This window comes from Streptomyces sp. NBC_00576, assembly GCF_036345175.1.
GTDB lineage: Bacteria > Actinomycetota > Actinomycetes > Streptomycetales > Streptomycetaceae > Streptomyces.
Genome location: NZ_CP107780.1, coordinates 9,169,407 through 9,190,075, shown reverse-complemented (window position 1 = coordinate 9,190,075; position 20,669 = coordinate 9,169,407). Strand labels below are relative to the sequence as shown.

The 20,669-nt window shown below is 69.6% G+C and carries 21 protein-coding genes and 6 tRNA genes; 9 read left to right on the top strand and 18 right to left on the bottom strand.

Going from position 1 to position 20,669, the window contains the following annotated elements:
• Positions 1–22: 22 nt before the first annotated feature.
• The 7 genes from OG734_RS40115 to OG734_RS40085 form a co-directional block, all read right to left on the bottom strand.
• Positions 23–2,764 carry an exo-rhamnogalacturonan lyase family protein gene (locus OG734_RS40115; protein WP_330292312.1) on the bottom strand — a complete coding sequence of 914 codons (2,742 nt, stop codon included), beginning with the start codon at positions 2,762–2,764 and terminating at the stop codon, positions 23–25.
• A 105-nt stretch (positions 2,765–2,869) separates the two neighbouring features.
• Positions 2,870–3,469 (bottom strand): hypothetical protein, encoded by a 600-nt coding sequence (locus OG734_RS40110; RefSeq protein WP_330292311.1) that lies wholly within the window; start codon positions 3,467–3,469, stop codon positions 2,870–2,872.
• Between the two features lie 10 nt (positions 3,470–3,479).
• Positions 3,480–4,355: a carbohydrate ABC transporter permease gene (locus OG734_RS40105; protein ID WP_330292310.1), complete on the bottom strand. Its 876-nt coding sequence runs from the start codon at positions 4,353–4,355 to the stop codon at positions 3,480–3,482.
• Positions 4,352–5,308: a carbohydrate ABC transporter permease gene (locus OG734_RS40100; RefSeq protein WP_330292309.1), complete on the bottom strand. Its 957-nt coding sequence runs from the start codon at positions 5,306–5,308 to the stop codon at positions 4,352–4,354. The genes OG734_RS40105 and OG734_RS40100 overlap by 4 nt, the downstream gene beginning before the upstream one ends.
• A gap of 14 nt (positions 5,309–5,322) precedes the next feature.
• Positions 5,323–6,609, bottom strand: coding sequence for an ABC transporter substrate-binding protein (locus tag OG734_RS40095; RefSeq protein ID WP_330292308.1), 1,287 nt, complete (start codon positions 6,607–6,609; stop codon positions 5,323–5,325).
• A gap of 550 nt (positions 6,610–7,159) precedes the next feature.
• Positions 7,160–7,231: transfer RNA gene (locus OG734_RS40090), tRNA-Val, on the bottom strand.
• A gap of 54 nt (positions 7,232–7,285) precedes the next feature.
• Positions 7,286–7,738 carry a TIGR02611 family protein gene (locus tag OG734_RS40085; protein ID WP_330293958.1) on the bottom strand — a complete coding sequence of 151 codons (453 nt, stop codon included), beginning with the start codon at positions 7,736–7,738 and terminating at the stop codon, positions 7,286–7,288.
• Between the two features lie 191 nt (positions 7,739–7,929).
• On the opposite strand from OG734_RS40085, the gene OG734_RS40080 reads away from it, so the two are divergent.
• Together OG734_RS40080 and OG734_RS40075 are read left to right on the top strand one after the other, a co-directional pair.
• Positions 7,930–8,343: an SsgA family sporulation/cell division regulator gene (locus OG734_RS40080; RefSeq protein ID WP_004002642.1), complete on the top strand. Its 414-nt coding sequence runs from the start codon at positions 7,930–7,932 to the stop codon at positions 8,341–8,343.
• 257 nt (positions 8,344–8,600) lie between these two features.
• Positions 8,601–9,158, top strand: coding sequence for a CGNR zinc finger domain-containing protein (locus OG734_RS40075; RefSeq protein WP_330292307.1), 558 nt, complete (start codon positions 8,601–8,603; stop codon positions 9,156–9,158).
• A gap of 70 nt (positions 9,159–9,228) precedes the next feature.
• On the opposite strand, the gene OG734_RS40070 is transcribed toward OG734_RS40075, so the two are convergent.
• Both OG734_RS40070 and OG734_RS40065 read right to left on the bottom strand, forming a co-directional pair.
• Positions 9,229–9,381, bottom strand: a complete 153-nt coding sequence (locus OG734_RS40070; protein ID WP_006375961.1) for a hypothetical protein — start codon at positions 9,379–9,381, stop codon at positions 9,229–9,231.
• Positions 9,382–9,568: 187 nt separating this feature from the next.
• Positions 9,569–10,024 (bottom strand): hypothetical protein, encoded by a 456-nt coding sequence (locus OG734_RS40065; RefSeq protein ID WP_330292306.1) that lies wholly within the window; start codon positions 10,022–10,024, stop codon positions 9,569–9,571.
• A 190-nt stretch (positions 10,025–10,214) separates the two neighbouring features.
• Between OG734_RS40065 and OG734_RS40060 the strand changes: the two genes are divergently transcribed.
• Entirely contained in the window at positions 10,215–10,757 is a 543-nt protein-coding gene (locus OG734_RS40060) for a DsbA family protein (RefSeq protein WP_330292305.1), read from the top strand.
• A gap of 39 nt (positions 10,758–10,796) precedes the next feature.
• Here the strand turns inward: OG734_RS40060 and OG734_RS40055 are convergent, their stop codons facing one another.
• The 3 genes from OG734_RS40055 to OG734_RS40045 form a co-directional block, all read right to left on the bottom strand.
• Positions 10,797–11,621 (bottom strand): GNAT family N-acetyltransferase, encoded by an 825-nt coding sequence (locus OG734_RS40055; RefSeq protein WP_330292304.1) that lies wholly within the window; start codon positions 11,619–11,621, stop codon positions 10,797–10,799.
• 84 nt (positions 11,622–11,705) lie between these two features.
• Positions 11,706–12,527 carry an aminotransferase class IV gene (locus OG734_RS40050; RefSeq protein WP_330292303.1) on the bottom strand — a complete coding sequence of 274 codons (822 nt, stop codon included), beginning with the start codon at positions 12,525–12,527 and terminating at the stop codon, positions 11,706–11,708.
• Positions 12,524–13,582: a chorismate-binding protein gene (locus OG734_RS40045; RefSeq protein WP_330292302.1), complete on the bottom strand. Its 1,059-nt coding sequence runs from the start codon at positions 13,580–13,582 to the stop codon at positions 12,524–12,526. The genes OG734_RS40050 and OG734_RS40045 overlap by 4 nt, the downstream gene beginning before the upstream one ends.
• A 155-nt stretch (positions 13,583–13,737) precedes the next feature.
• Here OG734_RS40045 and OG734_RS40040 point away from each other — a divergent pair.
• The 5 genes from OG734_RS40040 (at position 13,738) to OG734_RS40020 (ending at position 14,216) form a co-directional block, all read left to right on the top strand.
• A tRNA-Gly gene (locus OG734_RS40040) sits at positions 13,738–13,810 on the top strand.
• A 39-nt stretch (positions 13,811–13,849) separates the two neighbouring features.
• Positions 13,850–13,923, top strand: a tRNA-Cys gene (locus OG734_RS40035).
• A gap of 1 nt (position 13,924) precedes the next feature.
• Positions 13,925–13,996: transfer RNA gene (locus tag OG734_RS40030), tRNA-Val, on the top strand.
• Between the two features lie 35 nt (positions 13,997–14,031).
• A tRNA-Val gene (locus tag OG734_RS40025) sits at positions 14,032–14,103 on the top strand.
• Between the two features lie 41 nt (positions 14,104–14,144).
• A tRNA-Val gene (locus OG734_RS40020) sits at positions 14,145–14,216 on the top strand.
• A gap of 70 nt (positions 14,217–14,286) precedes the next feature.
• Here OG734_RS40020 and OG734_RS40015 read toward each other — a convergent pair.
• From OG734_RS40015 to OG734_RS40000, 4 genes are all read right to left on the bottom strand, one after another.
• Positions 14,287–14,583 (bottom strand): TFIIB-type zinc ribbon-containing protein, encoded by a 297-nt coding sequence (locus tag OG734_RS40015; protein WP_330292301.1) that lies wholly within the window; start codon positions 14,581–14,583, stop codon positions 14,287–14,289.
• A 92-nt stretch (positions 14,584–14,675) separates the two neighbouring features.
• Complete coding sequence (locus tag OG734_RS40010) at positions 14,676–15,629, bottom strand: aminoglycoside phosphotransferase family protein (RefSeq protein WP_330292300.1); 954 nt, start codon at positions 15,627–15,629, stop codon at positions 14,676–14,678.
• A 356-nt stretch (positions 15,630–15,985) separates the two neighbouring features.
• Positions 15,986–16,195, bottom strand: coding sequence for a hypothetical protein (locus tag OG734_RS40005; protein ID WP_053740242.1), 210 nt, complete (start codon positions 16,193–16,195; stop codon positions 15,986–15,988).
• A 241-nt stretch (positions 16,196–16,436) separates the two neighbouring features.
• Positions 16,437–16,670, bottom strand: coding sequence for a hypothetical protein (locus OG734_RS40000; RefSeq protein ID WP_044472070.1), 234 nt, complete (start codon positions 16,668–16,670; stop codon positions 16,437–16,439).
• 196 nt (positions 16,671–16,866) lie between these two features.
• Between OG734_RS40000 and OG734_RS39995 the strand changes: the two genes are divergently transcribed.
• A complete protein-coding gene (locus tag OG734_RS39995; RefSeq protein WP_330292299.1) occupies positions 16,867–18,339 on the top strand; it encodes a serine/threonine-protein kinase in 1,473 nt (490 codons plus the stop codon).
• Between the two features lie 30 nt (positions 18,340–18,369).
• On the opposite strand, the gene OG734_RS39990 is transcribed toward OG734_RS39995, so the two are convergent.
• Both OG734_RS39990 and cobA read right to left on the bottom strand, forming a co-directional pair.
• Positions 18,370–19,188 (bottom strand): TrmH family RNA methyltransferase, encoded by an 819-nt coding sequence (locus OG734_RS39990; protein WP_330292298.1) that lies wholly within the window; start codon positions 19,186–19,188, stop codon positions 18,370–18,372.
• Positions 19,189–19,253: 65 nt separating this feature from the next.
• A complete protein-coding gene (cobA, locus tag OG734_RS39985; protein ID WP_330292297.1) occupies positions 19,254–20,486 on the bottom strand; it encodes a uroporphyrinogen-III C-methyltransferase in 1,233 nt (410 codons plus the stop codon).
• Between the last annotated feature and the right edge of the window lie 183 nt (positions 20,487–20,669).

Genomic DNA, 20,669 nt, shown 5'->3' with positions numbered 1-20,669 from the left:
AGGGCGGGCACCCGTGTTCCGGTTACGAGGGCATCTTGTGGCCCAGCAGGGCGAGGTTCTCGATGGCGGCGAGGCCGTAGAGGGCGGTGTCGTTGGTGTACACCCAGTTGGCCTCGCTGCCCGGGACGAGGGTGACCGGACCGCTCACCGGCTCGGTCTTCCAGGGGGCCGACTCCTTGTAGCCGTCGGAGTTGTAGAACTTGTCCCACGCGCGCGTGACGAGCTTCGCGTCACCGGTCTGCACGGCCGCGTACGCGTCGAGTCGTGAGTGGCCCTGGAAGAGGAGCAGGGTGCCGAAGTTGGAGCCGTAGCGGGCCGCCTGTTCGGCCTTGGTGGCGTTGAAGTAGCGGCAGTAGTCGAGGTACGCCTCCTTGAACTTGGGCATCTCGACGAGGTCGATGAGTTCGGCGCACAGTTCGTTGAGTCCGAAGACCGCGGAGAGGTGCGAGACACCGACCACGGGCGCTGCGGCGACCGCGAACTTCCCGGTGTCGAGGTCGTACAGCCCGCTGCCCTGGACGAACCCGTTGGGCTGGGCGGCGATGGTCTCCATGGTGGACAGCACGCGCGCCTTGGCCTTCTCCCACTTGGGGCCCTTGCGCTCCCACTCGGTCAGCCAGGCCGACACGAGCCCGCTCCAGTCGGTGCCGAAGCCGATCGACAGGGCGTGCCGGTCGGGTGTGTACGGCTCGGTGCGGATCTTGCGCAGCGGGTCCAGGGCGAGGAACGTCTCGTCGGAGTCGACGTTGGCGTGCATGAGGTCGCCGACGCGTTCGTCACCGGTGAGGAAGTAGTAGTAGCGGCGGTAGGTGGTGTTGGCGATGCGCTGCTGCTTGGCGCTGTCGGCGTAGTGCTGCACGCCGTGCCGGGTGCCGAGGCCGGCCCACTGTCCGAGGTGGTAGACGTCGACCTCGCCGGTGTGGCGGGTCATCGCCTCGGCGAAGCGGAAGATGTCGGCGCGGCCGGAGCGCAAGTACGCGAACCAGAGCCAGAGATCCGGCGAGAGCTCGGAGTTGTCCCAGGCGTAGCCGCCGACGTCGTAGCGCCATTGGTGCCTGGCGGGGTCGTACGAGTGCATGATGTCGCCGTAGTCCCAGAAGCCGTACCAACGGCGCATCTCCACCTGTTCCTTGTAGTAGGTGAAGAGGAAGTCGAGGTGGTCCTCGATCTTGGCCTTGGCGGGCGTGGAACGGTCGGGCTCGGAGTACAGTCCCGGGCCGAAGACCTGGGCCTTGATGAGCTGCTTGGGCGGGGCGGCGAGCTGCGGCAGCACCCGTACCGCTTCGACCTGTTCGGCGAGTTTCTCGGGGGTCGGGGTCGACTCGTTGGCCCAGAAAAGGAGTTCGGAGGTGCGGGCGATGCCGTAGGGGGTGCCGAAGCCGGGTTCGTAGTCCTCGTAGGTGATGTTGAGGCCTTCGAGCTGCTTCGCATACGTGTCCTGGCCCATGCCGTCGTGGTAGAAGCGCAGGTCCATGGGCTGGGCCTCGGGCGACCAGAGCCAGAGGGTGACCTCGGCCTCGTCGGTCTGGGCGTCGCGGATGTCGAGCTGGGCGGGGTGCTTCTCCCAGAAGTCCCGCAGGCCGAAGGAGAATCCGCCGCTCGCCCCGCCGACGTAACCGAACCCGGAGGCCCGCTTGCCGCCGCCGGCGGCGATCCAGCCGTGTCCCTTCTTGGTGCGCTTGCGCAGGGTGAAGCCGTCGGCGGAGAGCTGGGAGAGGGTGTAGTCGCCCCACTCGGGGATGTACTGGAGGCGGGTGGTGACGCGCTGGTCCCAGGTCGAGGGGTCGGGCAGCTTCTCCCCCGCGAACTGGGCGGCCTGGACGGCCGCTCCGGGGTCGCGCCGCTGCCCGGTGATGCCCTTGACGGCCTCGCGCAGCAGTCCGGTGCCGTCGCCGCCGATCCGGATGTGCCGGTCGTACGAGGCGTCCCGCATCGGCACGCTGAAGCGGACCCCGATACCGCGGATGAAGTCGCCGCTGGCCTTGCCGGGCTCCTGGGTGCCGTCGTACGTGATGGTGTGGACCATGCGGAAGGAGTCGGCGCCGGCGTAGAAGTAGAGGCGGATCGAGAAGGGGAGCCAACTGCGGCTGCCCTTGCGGTGCTTGCCGTCGATGCGGACAACTGCCCTTACCGGGCCGTCCTGTTCGACCTCGACCTTGCTGATAGCGCTGTCGAAGCGCTCGAACTTGGTGGCTCCCTGGTCCTCGTCCTCGATCTCGGGCTGGCGGATGAGGACGAGCCGCCCGTTCTTCGCGATCTCGGTGGTGCCGCGTTTCACCGACTTGACCAGCGTGGAGCCGGACTTGCTGATACGTGCGGTGATGACTCCGGTCGATATGTCGATGGTCCCGCCACTCTTGTCGACGGTGACCTTCGCGGTGGGCACCTCGGGGGCCCCGGCGGCGAGCGTCAGCTTCCCGGCGCCGCCCGAACTCACGGCGTGGGCGGTCCACTTGAGGGTTCCGTCGGGCCAGTAGGCGAGTGGCCAGGACTGTACGGGGACGGCCTTGCCTGCGGCGTCCGTGAGCGCGAAGGTCTGGTCCGCGTCGTAGGTGCCCTTCGGCCAGGGCACGCCGACCGTGGAACCGGGTGCGGCGCCGAGGCCGCCGTCCTCCAGCCAGTCCAGGGTCACGGGATCGGCGTCGGCCTCGGCTGCTCTGGGCGCGGCCTGCGCGTCCTTCACTCCTAGGGCCCAGCTGAACTGCGCGGCGGCTCCGGCGACTGCGGCGGCCTTGAGGAGTGACCTGCGGGGGATGGGAGACATGAGTGACCAGCCTTTCCTTTCCGTGCGGATGCAGGGGTAGTCAGGGGCATGACAGAGAGAGGTGTGGCGCCCTGGGGCGCCGACCTTGTGCGAGGGCACCGCCCGTCAGCGGTGCCGGTACCGCTCCTCCACAGCGACTGCCGCCGCCGCGACGGCCCCGAGGACGGGAACCGCCAGCGGCGGAAGGAACCCTGCGGACAGCGCCACGACGGCCAGCCCGCAGACGACCAGGAAGGACCCGGCGGGATCGCGCACGGTCCGGCGCCCGGCATCCGCGAGCAGCCCCCGCCAGGGGGCGCCCGGCGTCCAGACGGCCGCCGCCCGCAGCAGAGCCACGGCGAGTCCGATCAGCGCGAAGATGCCGACGGCCCCGACGAACGGCCCCCCGGGAATCCCGGCCCGCGCGGCCAGGACATCCACCCAGACCGCGCCGGCCACCGCCCAGCCGACGAGCCCGACGGCCCACCCACCGCGCACGGCCGCCCGGAAGTCCGCGACGAACTCCCGCCAACCGCCGCCCACATGGGTCGTACGACGCCGCAGGTGCCGTGCGCCGGCGGCGAAGGCCGCGGGGTAGGTGACGACCCCGAGACAGGCCACGGCGATCCACACCCCGGTGAGCAGACACTCGGCGAAGACCGCGAAGCGCTCGCCGAACACGGACTCCTTGCGCACGGAGCGTGCCTTCACGCGTGTTTCGGCCATGGTGACCGCCTCAGCCCTTCAGTCCGGAGGTCGCCATACCGTCGATGAGGTAGCGCTGGAAGGCCATGAAGAAGGCGACGACCGGCACCAGAGCCACCAGCGACATGGCGATCATGCTGCCGTAGTTGGAGATGCCCTCCTGGTCGCGGAACATCATCAGGCCGAGCGAAACGGTGTACTTGGAGGGGGTGTTGAGGTAGATCAACGGCCCCATGAAGTCGTTCCACGCGTTGATGAAGGTGAAGATGGCGCTGGTGATGATGGCGGGCCGGCTCAGTGGCAGCACGATGGACCAGTAGGTCCTCAGATGCCCGCACCCGTCGAGCTTGGCGGCCTCGTCCAGTTCGCGCGGCAGCCCGCGCATGAACTGCACCATCAGGAAGACGAAGAACGCCTCCGTGGCGAGGAACTTGCCTGCGACGAGCGGCACGAGCGTGTCGATGTAGCCGAGGTTGCGGAACAGCACGTACTGCGGGATGAGCAGCACGTGGTACGGCAGCAACAGCGTGCCGATCATCAGCGTGAACAGCAGGTTCCGCCCGGCGAACCGGATCTTGGCGAAGGCGTACGCGGTCAGCGAGCTGGAGATCACCACGCCGACCACTGCCAGGCCCGCATACATCAGCGAGTTGGTGAAGAAGCTGGTGATGGAGATGCCGGAGATGCCGTCGGCGAGCCCGGAGAAGTTCGCCCAGACCGGCTTGGTGGGCAGCAGGTCGAGGCTGGCGATGATGTCCTTGCTCGGCTTGAACGAGGCGCTGAGCACCCAGATCACCGGGTAGAGGACGACCGCGAGCACGAGAAGCGCGCCCACGTGCCAGGCGAGGGATCCGATACGCCGCCGCTCGTTCGCGGTGTTCGCAACAGGGCTGGTGGCACTGGTCACTTGGCGGCCTCCTCGTAGTGCACCCACTTCTTCTGCGACCAGAACAAGACCGCCGTGACAAGTGCCACCGCGATCACCAGCGTCCAGGCCATCGCGGAGGCGAAGCCCATCTGGGACTCCTTGAAGCCCTTCTGGTAGAGGTAGCAGGTGTAGACGAGGGTGGCGTCGGCGGGCCCGCACCGGCTGTCGGAGACCACATAGGCGGAGCCGAACACCTGGAACGCGTGGATGGACTCCAGCAGCACGTTGAAGAACAGCACCGGGGAGATCATCGGCAACGTGATGTTCCAGAACCGCCGGAAGGGACCGGCTCCGTCCATCTCGGCGGCCTCGTACAGCTCCTGCGGCACCTGCTTGAGCCCGGCCAGGAAGATGACCATCGGCGCACCGAACTGCCAGATGCTCAGCGCCACCAGGGCGTACAGGACGTAGTCCGGGTTGCCGATCCAGCCGCCGACGTCGAGCCCGAAGATCTTCTGCGTACGGTCCACGACGGCGTCGTCGGAGAACAGTGCCCGCCAGACGAAGCCCACGGAGACGCTGGCGCCGATGAGCGACGGCATGTAGAACGCGGCCCGGTAAAGGGCCTGTCCGCGCCGCTTCTGCGCGAGCAGCATGGCCACTCCGAGCGCGAGGAGCAGCTTCAGCGGTGTGGCCACGACGACGTACTTCAGCGTGACCTCGACCGACTTCTGCCAGCGCGGGTCCTGGAACATCGTCGTGAAGTTGTCCAGCCCCACCCATTTGGGCGGCGTGAACAGGTTGTAGCTGGTGAACGCGTAGTAGAGCGACGCGATCATCGGCCCCGCCGTGAGCAGCAGGAACCCCGCGATCCACGGCGACATGAAGAGATAGCCGGCGAGATTCTCGCGGCGCCGCCCGCGCCGCCCGGCGGCAGGAGCGGCGGACCGCTTCTTCGCCGGGGGCGCGGGCGCTTCTTTGACGAGCGTCATGGTCGTACGTCCCCTCAGCCCGCGAACGCGGCCTTGGCCTCGCTGAACAGTGCCTTGGCGGCGTCGGCCGGCTTGGTCTTGCCCTGGGCGACCTCACCGCCGATGCGCAGGAAGGCCGCCTCGATGACGTCCGCGCCGGAAGGGTGCGGGGTGATCTTCCCGAGCACGCCGGCCTTGGCGACCTCGTCCTCGTAGGCCGCGACGCCCTTGTTGTTGGGGTCGGTCGGCTTGAACGCGTCGAACTGCTCGGTGGTGGAGAGGATGCCGCGGTCGTAGCCCATGATCTTGCCGACCTCGGGGTCGTGGACCATGAAGCTGATGAACTGGGCGACCTCCTTGGGATGCTTGGTCCCGGAGAAGGCGCTCATCATCAGTGAACCGAGGTACTGGCCCGTGTCCTTGCCGTCCGTGGTGGGGATCGGCGCAAGCCCGTAGTCGGACTCTCCCTCGCCCTCGTAACGGATGGAGAAGTTGTCCCAGGTGAATTCGGACGCGGCGAGCCCCGCCGAAAGTCCGGACTTCGGCTTGGCCTGCTCGATCTTCTTCGGGTCGGCGACGAGCCCGGACTTGACCCGCTTGTAGCCGTCCGTCCACCACTGCGTGAGGTCGTCCTCGGTGAAGCCGAGATCGGTGTCGGTGAAGAAGGCCTTGCCGTTCTGGCGCAGGTACAGGTCGTAGAGGTACATGATGGCGAAGTAGCCGGTGTCACCGGCGATCTTCAGCTTGTCCTGGATCTTCTGCAGCGCGGCGAAGTACTCGTCCCAGGTCCAGCCGAACTTCGCCTCCACGCCCGCTCTCTCGAAGGCCTTGACGTCGATGACGAGCGCCATGGTGTTGGCGCCGACGGGTATGCCGATCTGCTTGCCGTCGACCTGACCGTTCGCCAGAACACCGTTTCGGAAGTTTTCCAGGTCGAGATTCCCGGCGTCCGCCTGCGCCTTGAGATCCATCAGAACGCCGCGCTTGTCGTACTTGCGCAGGAAGCCGACCGCATTCTGGAAAACGTCCGGGGGATTACCGCCGGAGGCCTGGGTCTGGAACTTCTCCCAGTACGCCTCGTAGTCGGTGAATTCGGGCTTGATCTTAATCTTCGGGTACTTCTTCTCGAAGAGCGCGATCGACTTCTTGATGGCGATGGTGCGCGGTTCGCCGCCCCACCACGCATAACGGAGCGTCACATTCCCGTCCCCGGCACCGCTGTCACCACCGCACCCGGTCGTTGCCGCCAGCCCCAGCGCGGCCGCCGAGGCGCCGGCCGCCTTGAGGATCGTTCGCCTCTCAACATTCCCGTTCTTAGGCACAGTAGAGCCCTCCCCGCGACGTCGTTGGCGCCTGCGTGAATCGTTTCAAGTAAGCGCTTGCTGGCACAAGCTACGGAGGGCCTCGGAATGCGTCAATGATTCGGACAGGATTTTTCTGTGAGCGGGCTGGGCGAGATGCGCGCGCGAGTCGACTCCCGCACACGCAAAGGAGGTTGACGTTGCAGGTGAGGCGGTTGGGTTCGGCTGGTCGAACACCGGCGGGCCGCCCGATTTTATTTGGGACCGGGCCGAAATGCGCCTACAGGGTGGGGAGTTGAGGCCGGAGGGAGCCAGCGCTCAAGGAGTGGCGACGGAAGGGGCGACGAGTGCCGGAGGACGCCCGTCGGAGTGCTCGGGGTGGCCCTGACGGGTCGCGCGAAGCGGCCTCAAGAGGGTGCGCTGGAGGGACCCGGGAAGGGTGCACGGCGGAGCCGACAGGTTGCACGGGCGGGGCCGGTCGGCGTTTCACGACATACGCCGAAGCCTGCCCGGAAACGACAAGTGCGGTCCGTGTCCACGTTTCCATGGACACGGACCGCACTCGATCCGGTGGGCGATACTGGGTTCGAACCAGTGACCTCTTCGGTGTGAACGAAGCGCTCTCCCACTGAGCTAATCGCCCGGACGCAGAGAGAACATTACCCCATGTCAGGGGGTGCCTCGGACACGCGCCGGATCACTGGTCCTTGATCTTCCAGGGCATTTCCAGCCCGAACTTCCAGACGTAGATCCCGACGAGAACCGCCACGATCACCAGGCCGATCGTCGTCAGAATGATGTTGCGGCGGCGCACCTTGGGATCGAGTGCGCGCTGTGTCGCCTCGGTGACCTTGCGCTTCGTCCAGCGCAGCACCAGTTGGGCCCAGACGAACTCTGTCGCCCAGATCGCCATACCGCCGAAGATCACCAGCCAGCCCGGCCCGGGCAGCGGCAGCATGACGATGCCGGCGCCCACCACCGCGAGGCCCACGACGAATACGCCGACCTGCCAGCTCACGTGCAGCATGCGGCGCGCCTTGATGAATTCCGGCGCTCTCGACCCGAGCTCCCGCTCGTTCGCGGCCTCACCGGCCCCGGTCTCCTCTGGTGTCACGACAGCCTCACCCGGCTTGTCACTCCCCGTATTCATACGGCCAAACCCTACCGGACGGAAACCGGTCACCGGAATGGTCGTAACCGACGAACCGGTTCTCGGCCGGAAGAGTTACGTAAAGGCACGCAAAACACTCAGAGGGGTTTACAACGGCACCGTAGGTGGCATGTCGATTTCGCCGACGTGCGAATCCCCGAGCGCACACTGAGCGAAAGGCCTTGGCGCTTATGAACACCACGGTCAGCTGCGAGCTGCACCTGCGCCTCGTTGTGTCGAGCGAGTCCTCACTGCCCGTTCCCGCAGGACTGCGGTATGACACGGCCGATCCCTACGCCGTGCACGCCACCTTCCACACCGGAGCCGAGGAAACCGTCGAGTGGGTGTTCGCCCGTGACCTGCTCGCGGAGGGCCTCCACCGACCCACCGGTACCGGTGACGTCCGAGTCTGGCCGTCCCGGAGCCACGGTCAGGGCGTTGTCTGCATCGCCCTCAGCTCCCCGGAGGGCGAGGCCCTCCTCGAAGCCCCCGCACGAGCCCTGGAGTCCTTCCTGAAGCGAACGGACGCCGCTGTGCCACCCGGCACGGAACACCGCCACTTCGACCTCGACCAGGAGCTGTCCCACATCCTGGCGGAAAGCTAGGACGAGGCCCCCACTGAGCCGCCCGGCGCCGTCCACTCGGGGAGACGGCTCGGGTCAGTACAACTGCATATGGCGCACCGCCGCCGCCCCGCGGGTTTCCGCGGGGCGGCGGCGGTGCGTCCGCGTGTCTTTCCTGGGCGGACGCATCCGATCCCGCCGGAGCCGACGCACACCTCCGTCGCTGTGAGCCACTACCATCGGCCAGCATCGGCGGGCGGGTGCCCGCCCGACCGCCCAGGCAGGCCAGGGAGAGCAACGTGCTGATCACCCACGACACCCGGTGCGCCCTCGACACCGTGGTCGATCTGGTGAACACCGCGCCGGAGGACGACACGGCGGACGCGCTGCCCGATGTCGACGCGCTCGGAGATTTCGTACGAAAGCACAACATAAGCGATATCGGTACGCTGTCGGAGTTCGATCTCGCCGCCGTGCGCAGGATCCGCGGACGGTTCGCCGGGGTGTTCGCGGCCCAGGACGCCCGGACGGCCGCCGCGCTCATCAACGAGCTGGTCGCCGCGGCGGGCACCACGCCCCGGCTCACCGACCACGACGGCTACGACTGGCACGTGCACTACTTCGCCCCCGGCGCGTCCATCGCTGACCACCTCGCCGCCGACTGCGGGATGGCCCTGGCGTTCTTCGTGGTCGCCGGCGAGCAGGAACGACTGCGGCGCTGCGAGGCCCCGGACTGCCGGCATGCCTTCGTCGACGTCTCCCGCAACCGGTCACGCCGCTACTGCGACAGCCGCACCTGCGGAAACCGGCTTCATGTGGCGGCCTACCGGGCGCGCCGCAAGGAGTCGGCGGGCTGACGGACAGAAGGTCCGACCCTGGTGCTGACGCAGCCCCCGGCGGGTGGCGCCGGGGACTGGCGTGTACAGCTCACAGCAACAGCAGATCATGCAACGAAGCCATGAGCAGCAGACACCCGATCACCGCAAGGAAGATCATCAGCGGTGGCTGGGAAAGGGCGAAGAGGCACCCGCGCGGCTCGTCCTTCGGCGGCACGGCCTCGCTCTGTGTTGTGTCCAGCATCTCGCCGCGATGATGACGCAGCCAACACCCTCGACGCGATCAACACACCCGGAATGCACGGTAGTTCGCGTAATTCCGTATTGTCCACAGCGAGTCATGATCGCTTCCGAGCGACCTCCGTCGCCTCCCGGCCGTTTGTGTCGTTTCAGCATGTCAGCTGCCGTATGCCGTCATACGCCGCGCGTCTTCATATGCCGTGCTTCTTCAGGATCGCCTCGATATCGCTGAAGTCGTCCCCGGCACCACCACTGCGCGGCTCGGCCGTCGGGTGGGGCGCGGGGCGGGCGGCCTTGCCGCGGCCCTGCCCCAGCGAGGGCGCCGAGGCCGCCGGAGCCACCGCCTCGCGCTGCGCGGCCTGTATCTCCCCGCGTTCCTTTCGGCCACCGCCCCTTCGCCGCTCCACCGCGCGTGTGGTCGCGAAGAGCAGCCAGGCGCCACCGAGCACGCCGAAGCCCGCCCAGGCGGAGGGACTGAAGGCGGTGTCGGCCACCCACCCGACCACTCCGGTCATCACCAGGCCGACGGGGACCAGCGAGTACGCGGCGAGACGGGCCGCCGCGAGAAAACGCTTGCGGTACGCCGTGACCACCGCGATGCCCAGGCCGGCCACGGAGACAGCGGAACAGACGGTCTCGGCAATCATCCGGTCCTCCAGGCAGGGTTCGGTCGCGCAGACGCGCTTCGTCCCTTCCATCCTGCACCGCCCGATCCCCTGGATGCCATGCTCCGGCCGGACATCAGGGACATCTCCGGGTCGGCTCCTCCACAGGTCCCGGTCCCCTGTCCGGTGCCCTCGTACGACGGCCCGGGCCACGGCTGGGAAACTGGTGCCCATGAGCGACTCCTCCCCCGCGCCCGCTGCCCCTTCCGCCCCGGCCTCCGCCCCCGTCCTCGACGTCTGGTGCGAACTCCAGTGCCCGGACTGCCGCACCGCCCTGGACGACGTACGCACCCTGCGTGCCCGCTACGGAGACCGGCTGGAGGTACGGCTGCGGCACTTCCCTCTGGAGCGGCACAAGCACGCCTTCGCCGCCGCGCAGGCCGCCGAGGAGGCGGCGGAGCAGGGGCAGGCATGGCCGTACGTCGAGGCAGTGCTCGCCCGGGTCGAGGAACTGGACCGTAGGGGCGAACCCTTCCTGGTCGAGGTGGCCGGCGAACTCGGCCTGGACGCCGAGGAGTTCGACACCGCACTGATCGACGGCCGGCACATCCTGATCGTCGACGCCGATCAGGCCGAGGGCAAGGCCATCGGCGTGACCGGCACGCCGACGTACGTCATCGCCGGTGAGCTTCTCGATGGCGGCAAGAGCCAGGAAGGGCTGCGGGAACGGATCGAGGAGATCGTGGACCGGCTGATGGCCGGGCAGGGGGCCTGACGCCCACGCCGGTCGAATCGACCCTCGGTCGTCGGCGGCCTACAGCAGGTCCTTGTACATGTGGTGGGCCACCGTCTCGTACCCCAACGACTCGTAGAGCCGTTCCGCCGGGCTGTTGCCCGCGAAGACGTTCAGGGAGACGGCCGGCCGACCGGCCGCGACCGACTGGGCCTCCGCCAGGAGCATGAGGGCGCGGCCATGGCCTCTGCCCCGGTGTGCTGCGTCGGTCTCGACGTCGTAGACGAAGCCCAGGCCCTCACGGGAGCCCAGCCACAGGGTGCCGACCCGGGTTCCCTCGTGCTCCAGGACGCTGAACGTCATGCCCTCGCTGGCCACCCCCTGCGGCAGCAACTGCTCGTGGTCCCGTTTCGCCTTGGCGTTCGCCTCCGCCTCCGGCACGCCCCGCTCGATCCAGCTCTCCGCGTAGCTCCGCCGGCCCGCCGCCTCCCACACCACGAACTCGGCCTCCGTCATGGGCCGGCCACGACTCCCGGCGGGCAGTTCGGGTGGCGCGGCGCCGAGCGTCTTGTCCATACGGCGGTTGCGCAGCACGTAACCGAGCGCGGTCGCGAGCCGCAGCGCCGCCGGTACGTCGCCGGGGACGGACGCCTCGATGCGCCGGCAGCCCCAGCCGCGCGCCACCTCCTCCGCGGCGAGCGCGGCCACTGTGGCCCGGCCGCGCCGACGGTCGCGTTCGTCGATGCGGAGGCCCAGGATCTTCGCCACCGAGTCCCCGAACGTGGGATGGGTGCCGAGGTGTATCTCGCCGACGGGACGGCTGTTCACGCACACCTGGTAACGGCGTGATCGCGTCCCGTCGGCTTCGCGCTGCAGCGGCTCGGTCGGCCGCAGGGTGGTGGTCATCAGGGGTGTTCTACCCGCTGGGGAGGCCGAGCGCAGCCTCATTATTGCCGTACCAGTGCTGCATTTCTCGTTCCTGCCCCTCGATCAGGGGTCGAGGTCGTCCCCAGCCCGCTCGTCGAAGACCCGCATCGCCTTGGCGGTCACCGGACCAGGTACGCCCGGGAGTTGACGGTCGTCGACGCGCTGCACGGCCTGTACATCCCTCAGCGTGGACGTCAGGAAGATCTCGTCGGCGCCTTCCAGGACGTCCAGCGGCAGGTCGGTCTCCTTGGCGCCCGTCCACTCGACGACAAGGGCGCGTGTGATGCCGGCGAGGCAGCCGGAGGCGAGCGGCGGGGTGTGGATCTCGCCGCCCAGGACGACGAAGACGTTCGACCCCGTCCCCTCGCACAGCTGGCCGACCGTATTGCCGAACAGCGCCTCGGACGCGCCCTGTTCGCGCGCCCTGGCGAGAGCGACGACGTTCTCGGCGTACGACGTGGTCTTCAGGCCGGCGACGGCGCCACGTTCGTTGCGCGTCCAGGGGACCGTGATCACGGCGGTCGAGTCGGGGCGCCGGGCGGATTCGCCGACGGCGACGACCAGGGTCGGGCCGTGCTCCCCGCGGTCGGAGCCGAGGGGGCCGTGGCCACCGGTGTACGTGATGCGCAGGCGGCCCAGCGGCAGCGGATTGGCGTCGAGTACGGCCGTACAGGCGCGGCGGACCTCCTCGAGGTCGGGGTCGGGCAGGCCGAGACCGCGGGCCGAGCGGGTCAGCCGGTCCAGGTGACGGGTGAGCGCGAACGGCCGGCCGTGGACCGCCTTCACCGTCTCGAAGATGCCGTCGCCCACGGTCAGTCCGTGGTCGAACACGGAGACGCGGGCGGACTCGATGTCCTGCAGCCCTCCGTCGAGCCATAGCTTCACGTCAACGATTCCTCTCCACTACCGCTCACCTCGTACTCTCCCGACGCTACCGCGAGCAGCCTGGCCGCCTTCAGCTCGGTCTCCCGCCACTCCGCCTCGGGGTCCGAACCCCAGGTGATGCCCGCTCCGGTGCCGAAGCGCAGCGTGCCGTCGGCCCGGTCGATCCAGAAGGTGCGGATGCCGACCGCCAGCTCGCCCGTGCCCCGGTCCGCGTCGACCCAGCCGATGCCTCCGCAGTACGGCCCTCGGGGTGCGGTCTCCAGGGCGTCGATGATCCGCAGGGCGCTCGACTTGGGCGCGCCGGTGACCGAGCCCGGCGGGAAGGCCGCCGCCAGCAGCTCCGGCCAGCCGATGTCCGGGCGCAGCTCGCCCCGTACCGTCGACACGAGGTGGACCAGCCCCGGGTGCTTCTCGACGACGCACAGTTCGGGGACGGTCACCGATCCTGTCGCGCAGACGCGCCCGATGTCGTTGCGGACCAGGTCCACGATCATCACGTTCTCGGCGTAGTCCTTCTCCAGGAGGTCCGCCTCGGTGCGTCCCGTGCCTTTGATCGGACCCGATTCGACGGTCCGGCCGCCGCGGCGGAGGAAGAGTTCGGGGGACGCGGTGGCGATCTCGACGCCGTGCGCGGGCAGGCGGATCGTTCCTGCATACGGTGCCGGGTTGCCGTGGGCGAGCAGCGAGGTCAGTGCGTCCACGTCCGCGCCGGGTGCGACCGGCGCGGACAGTACCCGGCAGAGGTTCGCCTGATAGACCTCGCCGGCCGCGATGTGGTCCCGGATCCGGCGCACCCCCGCCGTGTACGCGGTGCGGTCGAGGGACGACGTCCAGTCACCGGCGGTCGGCCCCCGCCACTCCCCGGATCCCGACCTCGGCGCGGGCACCGGCTCCTCTCGTACGTCGCGGAAGCGGGCGCAGGTCAGACGGCCCTCGTAGTCGGCGCACACGGCCCAGAAACCGGTGGAGTCGAGGGCCGCGGGATCGCTGGTGACGTCGAGGAGACCGGTGGCGACGAGCCCGCCGAAGCGGGCGAGAGGAGCGAGATCGGACACACCGCCGAGTCTATGGCGGGTGTCCTGCGGGTGCCCTGACCATGTCTTCGAGCGGGCACAGCGCAGCACGCTGCACAAACGCGTTTTTGTGCTGGCCCCGGAATCCGCTAGAGTTCAACTCGTCGCCGGGACGCGAGAGCGCACCGAAACGGCACGCGGACGTAGCTCAGTTGGTAGAGCGCAACCTTGCCAAGGTTGAGGTCGCCAGTTCGAACCTGGTCGTCCGCTCGCAGGAAGAGGGGGATCTTCCCGAACCCCCGCACTCCTGGTGGAGTGGCCGAGAGGCGAGGCAACGGCCTGCAAAGCCGTCTACACGGGTTCAAATCCCGTCTCCACCTCCAAGGACGATTAGCTCAGCGGGAGAGCGCTTCCCTGACACGGAAGAGGTCACTGGTTCAATCCCAGTATCGTCCACTGGTCCGCAAGGACCTTGATCCGCAAGGGTCCCCGCGCGATTAGCTCAGCGGGAGAGCGCTTCCCTGACACGGAAGAGGTCACTGGTTCAATCCCAGTATCGCGCACGCTGTAGTCATGAATCACGGCCTTCGGGTCGTGGCCCCGAGGACGATTAGCTCAGCGGGAGAGCGCTTCCCTGACACGGAAGAGGTCACTGGTTCAATCCCAGTATCGTCCACACACCGAAGAAGCCCCCGGCCGTCTCGCACGGTCGGGGGCTTCTTCATGGTTCCAGCCAGTCGTTCCGGTCAGCTGGAGAACAGCATGTGGCCGAAGCTCTTGTGGCGCTTGTTGCCGTAGTGACCGCCATGGCCGCCGTGGTGACCGCCCTGCGGGGCGCCCCACGCGGGTGCCGGAGCGGCCGGGTAGGCCTGCGGGGCCGGAGGCGGCGGGGCGGCCGGCCCCGACCACTGGGACTCCACGCGGGTCAGCGCCTCCAGCTCGCCGTAGTCGAGGAAGATCCCCCGGCAGCCGCTGCACTGCTCGATCTGGACACCATTGCGGTTGTACGTGTGCATCGGCGCATGGCACTTCGGACACTGCATGCTCGGCTCAACTCCTTGCCGTCGGTACTGCTTCTTGATCCGCGTTCGCTTCTCACCAGGACAGACTCTGTCCGGCTCCGGTCGGTTGCACCCTACTTCGCGTGGCCGTGGGCCAACTCGGGCGGTACCGAACCCATTCGGGCACATGCGTCGACAACCGCCTGCTGTACGTCGTCCAGCGGGCGGTCCGCCGCCGTCGCCTTCACGATCGCCAGGGCCGCCGTCTGCACGGTGAGGGCGCGGGCGGCGATGTCCAGCGCGGGCCAGGGGTCGCCGTCGGCCGGTACGGCCGGGCCGCCCGCCGTGCGATAGGCGGTGAGGAAGCGGGTCCACTCGTCGGGCGGGAGCAGTCCGCAGGCGTACCAGGCGGCCGGGCGGGCCAGGTCCCAGGCGGGGGTGCCGATGCCCAGGTCGTCCACGTCGATGAGCAGCCAGGGGCCGTCCGGGGCGGGGTGGCGGACGAGCTGGCCGAGGTGGAGGTCGCCGTGGCAGAGGGTCGGGTGGGGCGGCTGGCCGGGAAGGTCCGGGGCGGGGGCCTCGGCTCTGGCCCAGGCCGGGAGGGCCGCCCAGGCGTGCAGGACGGGCTCGGTGGCCGGCTGCGGGGTGGTGGCTCGGAGGCGGGCGATGGCGCGGGCCGCTTTGGCCGGGCCGCGCATGGGCGGCAGTCCGGGCGGCGCGGCGGTCTTGTGGAGGCGGGCGAGGAGGGTGGCGGCCTCCTCCCAGGGGGCCGCGTCCGGGTCCTCCGGGTCGACCGGGTCGCCGTACGGCCAGAACGTCACGAGTCTGCCGTGCAGTTCGACGGGCGTCGGGCTGAGCGGGGGCAGGAGTACGCCGGGGAGGTGGGCGGCGGCGGAGAGGCGGGCGGTGAGTTCGGCGGGGGCGGTGTCCGGGGCGTGGGCCTTCGCGACGGTGTCGGCGTGGCGGACGACGGTGCCGTCGGGGCGGTCGGTGAGGGTGGCTGCGCCGCAGGGGCAGGGTTGGGTGCGTGAGTGGGCCTTGGCCTTGGCTCGGGTGGTGAGGGCGGAGAGCAAGGGGGTGGCGGTCACGGGGCTCCCTGAAGCGCGGGTGGGTCTGGTCGCGAGGGTACGGTGCCGGGTGCGGTGGGGTGTTTCGCCCCCGCCGCCCCTACCCGTCCCATCCCCAGGGGCTGCGCCCCTTCGGCCCCGCTGGGGCCGCGCCCCAGACCCCCTTCGGCCTGAACGGCCTCGTCCTCGAACGCCGGACGGGCTGGGACGGGGCGGGTGGTTGGGAAACAGGGCTCCGGCTGAAAGGGGCAAAGCAATGCCCGCGCAGCTCCCCAGCTGCGCGGGCATTTTTTGCCGTCCGCCGCACCCCCGTCCCCACGGGGTTTCATGGGTGGATGTCCCCGCCCGGACCGCTCTTCCGGGCCTGGGGTCGCCGCTCAGCGCCCCAGCATCACTCCCACGGACGACGCTTGTGTGACCACTGCTTCCCAGCCGCCGAAGACGACCACGAGCAGGGCTGCCAGGGGGAGGACCATGGCTGTCGCCACCAGAGGGTGGCGCTGGCCCTGTCGGCGCGGGCGGAACGCGGCGACGTACGCCTTGCGTCCCTGTGTGCGGAGCGCCGTCCGCGATGCCGTGTGGGCCATTGGTCCCTCTCCCTGACCGTTCTCTTGTTGGTTGGCAGCGGCGGGTGTCTGACCTCGGGGGACGAGTGCTGCACCCGCCGCTTGACCTCAAATCTAGGCTGTCGGCGGGTACCGGTCGTCATGCCCTCGTACCTATTACCGGGCCTCCCGGAGGATGACCTGTGACCTGCGGAGTACTCCCCTGGGTGGAGACGGAGTCCTAGGTCTCAGGGTCTTCCCGGAAGGGGTGCCCGGCATGTCCCTACTGTTCCGAGCTGTCCTCCCTCGGCACCGGCTGCTCCACCAGCGCCAGGACACGGTTCGCCATGAAGCGAGCTGTGCGGACGACTGATCCGTTCCTGGTGACTTCGCTCACTTCCACAACCCCTCGGCGCACCGCCGTCTCCACCCGGCGGCCCGCCCTGCTGGCCACCACCTCATAGGTACGTGTCGTGTCCCCGGCATCCACGACTATCTCCACACGGTCACCCTTCACGGGTCCAATCCCCCTTCTGTGACGGGTGGTTGGGATCACACGCGCCGTCAAGCCGCCCTGTTCGCGCGCCCCCTGACCACCTCTCAAGTCTCCCACCCGGCACTGACAATCCGTCGGGACGAGAGGGCGCGGCCTCTGCGCGCACCCGGCCGCGGAAACGTAAGCTGTCGCTCGTCAAACGGACCGGGCAGCGGGGATGAACATGGCGATGATGCGCCTGAGGCGCGAGGACCCGCGTGTCGTCGGCTCGTTCAGGCTTCACAGACGGCTCGGCGCGGGCGGGATGGGCGTTGTCTATCTGGGCTCCGACAAGCGGGGACAGCGGGTCGCGCTGAAGGTGATCCGGCCCGATCTGGCGGAGGATCAGGAGTTCCGTTCGCGGTTCGCGCGCGAGGTCTCGGCGGCCCGGCGGATCAGGGGTGGGTGCACGGCACGGCTCGTCGCCGCCGACCTGGACGCGGACCGGCCGTGGTTCGCCACGCAGTACGTGCCCGGGCCCTCCCTGCACGACAAGGTCATGGACGAGGGATCGCTCAGCGCGGCCGACGTCGCCTCCATCGGCGCCGCCCTCGCCGAGGGGCTGGTCGCGGTGCACGAGGCCGGTGTCGTGCACCGGGATCTGAAGCCCTCCAACATCCTGCTGTCCCCGAAGGGGCCACGGATCATCGACTTCGGCATCGCCTGGGCGACCGGGGCCTCGACACTGACCCACGTCGGTACGGCGGTGGGCTCGCCCGGCTTCCTGGCACCCGAACAGGTGCGCGGCGCGGCGGTCACGCCGGCCACTGACGTGTTCTCGCTGGGCGCCACACTCGCGTACGCCTCGATGGCCGACTCGCCCTTCGGGCACGGCAGTTCCGAGGTGATGCTGTACCGGGTGGTGCACGAGGAGGCTCACCTGCAGGGCGTTCCGGACGCGCTGGCACCCCTCGTACGGGCGTGTCTGGCGAAGGACCCCGAGGAACGGCCGAGCACGCTCCAACTGTCGTTGCGGCTCAAGGAGATCGCGGCACGCGAGGCGCAGGGCATGGCGGACGTACGGCCGCCCGGGCCACGTGCCGCCGAGGCGGACCGGCCGACGGGGCGGCTCACCGAGAGTTATCCGGACCAGCGGCCCCCCTATCACTCCCAGACGCAGCCTCACTCGCAGTCCCCGTCCCAGTCCCAGCGGCGTCCTCAGGGGCCCGCCTCAGGGACATCCGGTACGTCCAGGTCGCGCGGGGGCGGCGGTGGCTCGCGGGGGGACAGTCCGTCGCGGAGTGGCGGGGTCGCGCGCGGGGGCGCCCCCTCGTCCCGTTCCGGGGCACGGCCGGTTCCGGGCTCCCGGAACACGACCGGTTCCGGCAACCGTCCCGGGCCTCGCAGTGGTACGGGGCGTCCGGGGCCGCGTGGCACGGGGACCGGGCGGCGGCCGGCCAATCCGCGACTGCTGCGGCAGCGGTTGTTCGTGTTCGTCGTGGTGACGCTGCTGGTGGCCCTGGGGATCGCGGCCGCTCAGGGGTGTCAGGGTCCCAGCCGTGGGCTCGGGGACGACAGCGGGCGCAGCGGAGGCGGGCGGGAGCAGCAGCGTCAGGAACAGCAGGTGCAGATGGACGGCAAGTCCGGTGGTGGCGGTGGGCCGTTGGCGCCCGGGCCGCCCCGGTCGGGGCCGGACGCCAACACCGGCTGACGTTCGGGGCCCTGTCCGCGTCGGCTCGGCTCAGGGATGCGGGCGGCCCGTCGCCACCGCGTAGAAGGCGACCGCGGCCGCCGCGCCCACGTTGAGGGAGTCGACGCCGTGGGCCATCGGGATGCGGACCCATTCGTCGGCGGCCACCAGGGCCTGGGTGGAGAGGCCGTCGCCCTCCGCGCCGAGCATCAGGGCGACGCGGTCCATCTTGTGCGGGGCGGTCTCGTCGAGGGTCTTGGCCTTCTCGTCGGGGGTGAGGGCCAGGAGCGTGAAGCCCGCCTCGCGGACCGAGTCCAGGCTCTTGGGCCAGCTGTCCAGGCGGGCGTACGGGACGGAGAACACCGCGCCCATCGAGACCTTGACGCTCCGCCGGTACAGGGGGTCCGCGCAGTCCGGGGAGAGGAGGACCGCGTCCATGCCGAGGGCGGCGGCGCTGCGGAAGATCGCGCCGATGTTGGTGTGGTCGTTGACCGACTCCATGACCACCACCCGACGTGCCGTCTGCAGGAGTTCGTGCGCCGTCGGGAGCGGCTTGCGCTGCATGGAGGCGAGGGCGCCACGGTGCACGTGGTAGCCGGTGACGCGTTCGGCGAGCTCCGGGCTGACCGCGTACACCGGGGCCGGGAGTTCGTCGATGACGTCGCGCATGACGTCGACCCACTTCGCGGACAGGAGCATCGAGCGCATCTCGTAACCGGCGTCCTTGGCCCGTCTGATGACCTTCTCGCCCTCGGCGATGAAGAGGCCCTCCGCGGGCTCACGTTTGCGGCGCAGTTCGACGTCGGTCAGGCCCGTGTAGTCGCGCAGGCGCGGGTCGTCGGGGTCCTCGACGGTGATGAGATCGGCCACAGAGGTGATACTGCCTTGTCCTGGGTGCGGTGCCAACGGCTGGGAACGGATTGTGTTACCGGGGGTTACAGCAATGCCTCCGGGCCTACGTTCACGACCGCGCCGATCACGATCACCGCAGGGGGCTTCACGTCCTGCGTACGGACCGTCTCGGCGACCGTCGCGAGCGTCGCGTCGACGCGACGCTGGGCCGCTGTCGTGCCCTCCTGGACCAGGGCGACCGGTGTGTCCGGGGACTTGCCGTGCGCGACCAGGGTCTCCGCGATCCGGCCGATCTTGTCGACGCCCATGAGGACGACGAGCGTGCCGGTCAGCTTCGCGAGGGACGGCCAGTCGACGAGGGAGCGTTCGTCGTCAGGGGCGACATGGCCGCTGACCACCGTGAACTCGTGGGCGACCCCGCGATGCGTGACCGGGATGCCGGCCGCGCCCGGGACCGAGATCGAGCTGGAGATGCCGGGGACCACCGTGCAGGCGACGCCCGCCTCGGCCAGCGCCAGGACCTCCTCCATGCCGCGGCCGTAGACGTACGGGTCGCCGCCCTTCAGCCTTACGACCCGCTTGCCCAGCTTCGCGTGTTCGATCAGCGCGTTGTTGATGGCCTCCTGGGCCATGTAACGGCCGTACGGGATCTTCGCCGCGTCGATCACCTCGACGTGCGGGGGCAGTTCGGCGAGGAGGTCGCGCGGGCCGAGCCGGTCCGCGATGACGACGTCCGCCTCGGCGAGCAGACGGCGGCCCCTGACCGTGATCAGGTCCGGGTCGCCGGGGCCGCCGCCGACCAGAGCGACGCCGGGGGCGCGGGTGCGGTGGTGGGGCGCGACGAGTGTGCCGTCGCGCAGGCCCTCGACGACCGCGTCCCGGATGGCGGCGGTGTGGCGGGGGTCGCGGCCCTTGGCGTCCGTGGTGAGGATGGCGACCGTGACACCCTCGCTGTGGCCGGTGGCCGGGGTCCAGGCCGTCGCCGCGTCGGCGTCGTCGGAGCGGACGCACCAGACGCGGCTGCGCTCCGCTTCGGCGGAGGCGTGGGCGTTGGCCTGGGCGTCGCTGGTGGCGATCAGGGCGTACCAGGCGTCCGCCAGGTCGCCGTCCGCGTAGGGGCGGCGCTCCCAGGTGAGTTCGCCCGCGTCCGCCATCGCCTCCACGGAGGGGGTTGCCTCCGGCGATACGAGGAGGATGTCCGCGCCCGCTGCGATGAGGGCGGGGAGGCGGCGCTGGGCTACCTGGCCTGCGCCCAGGACCACCACTCGGCGGCCGGTGAGGCGGAGGCCTACGGGGTAGGCGGGGTGTTCGGCCATGGGGGTGCGGCTCCCTCGTGCGGTGGTTCTGATCGGAGCCCTGTGTCCTTGTTTTGGCACGGGTCCTGACGTGCGCATTTTACGGTGCGGGTGGGGTGGGGGCTCGGGTTGGGGGTTCTTCTTCCCCAAGCCCGCCCCTTCCCGGACCGGGGGCTCCACCCCCGGAACCCCCCGGTAGGTGCG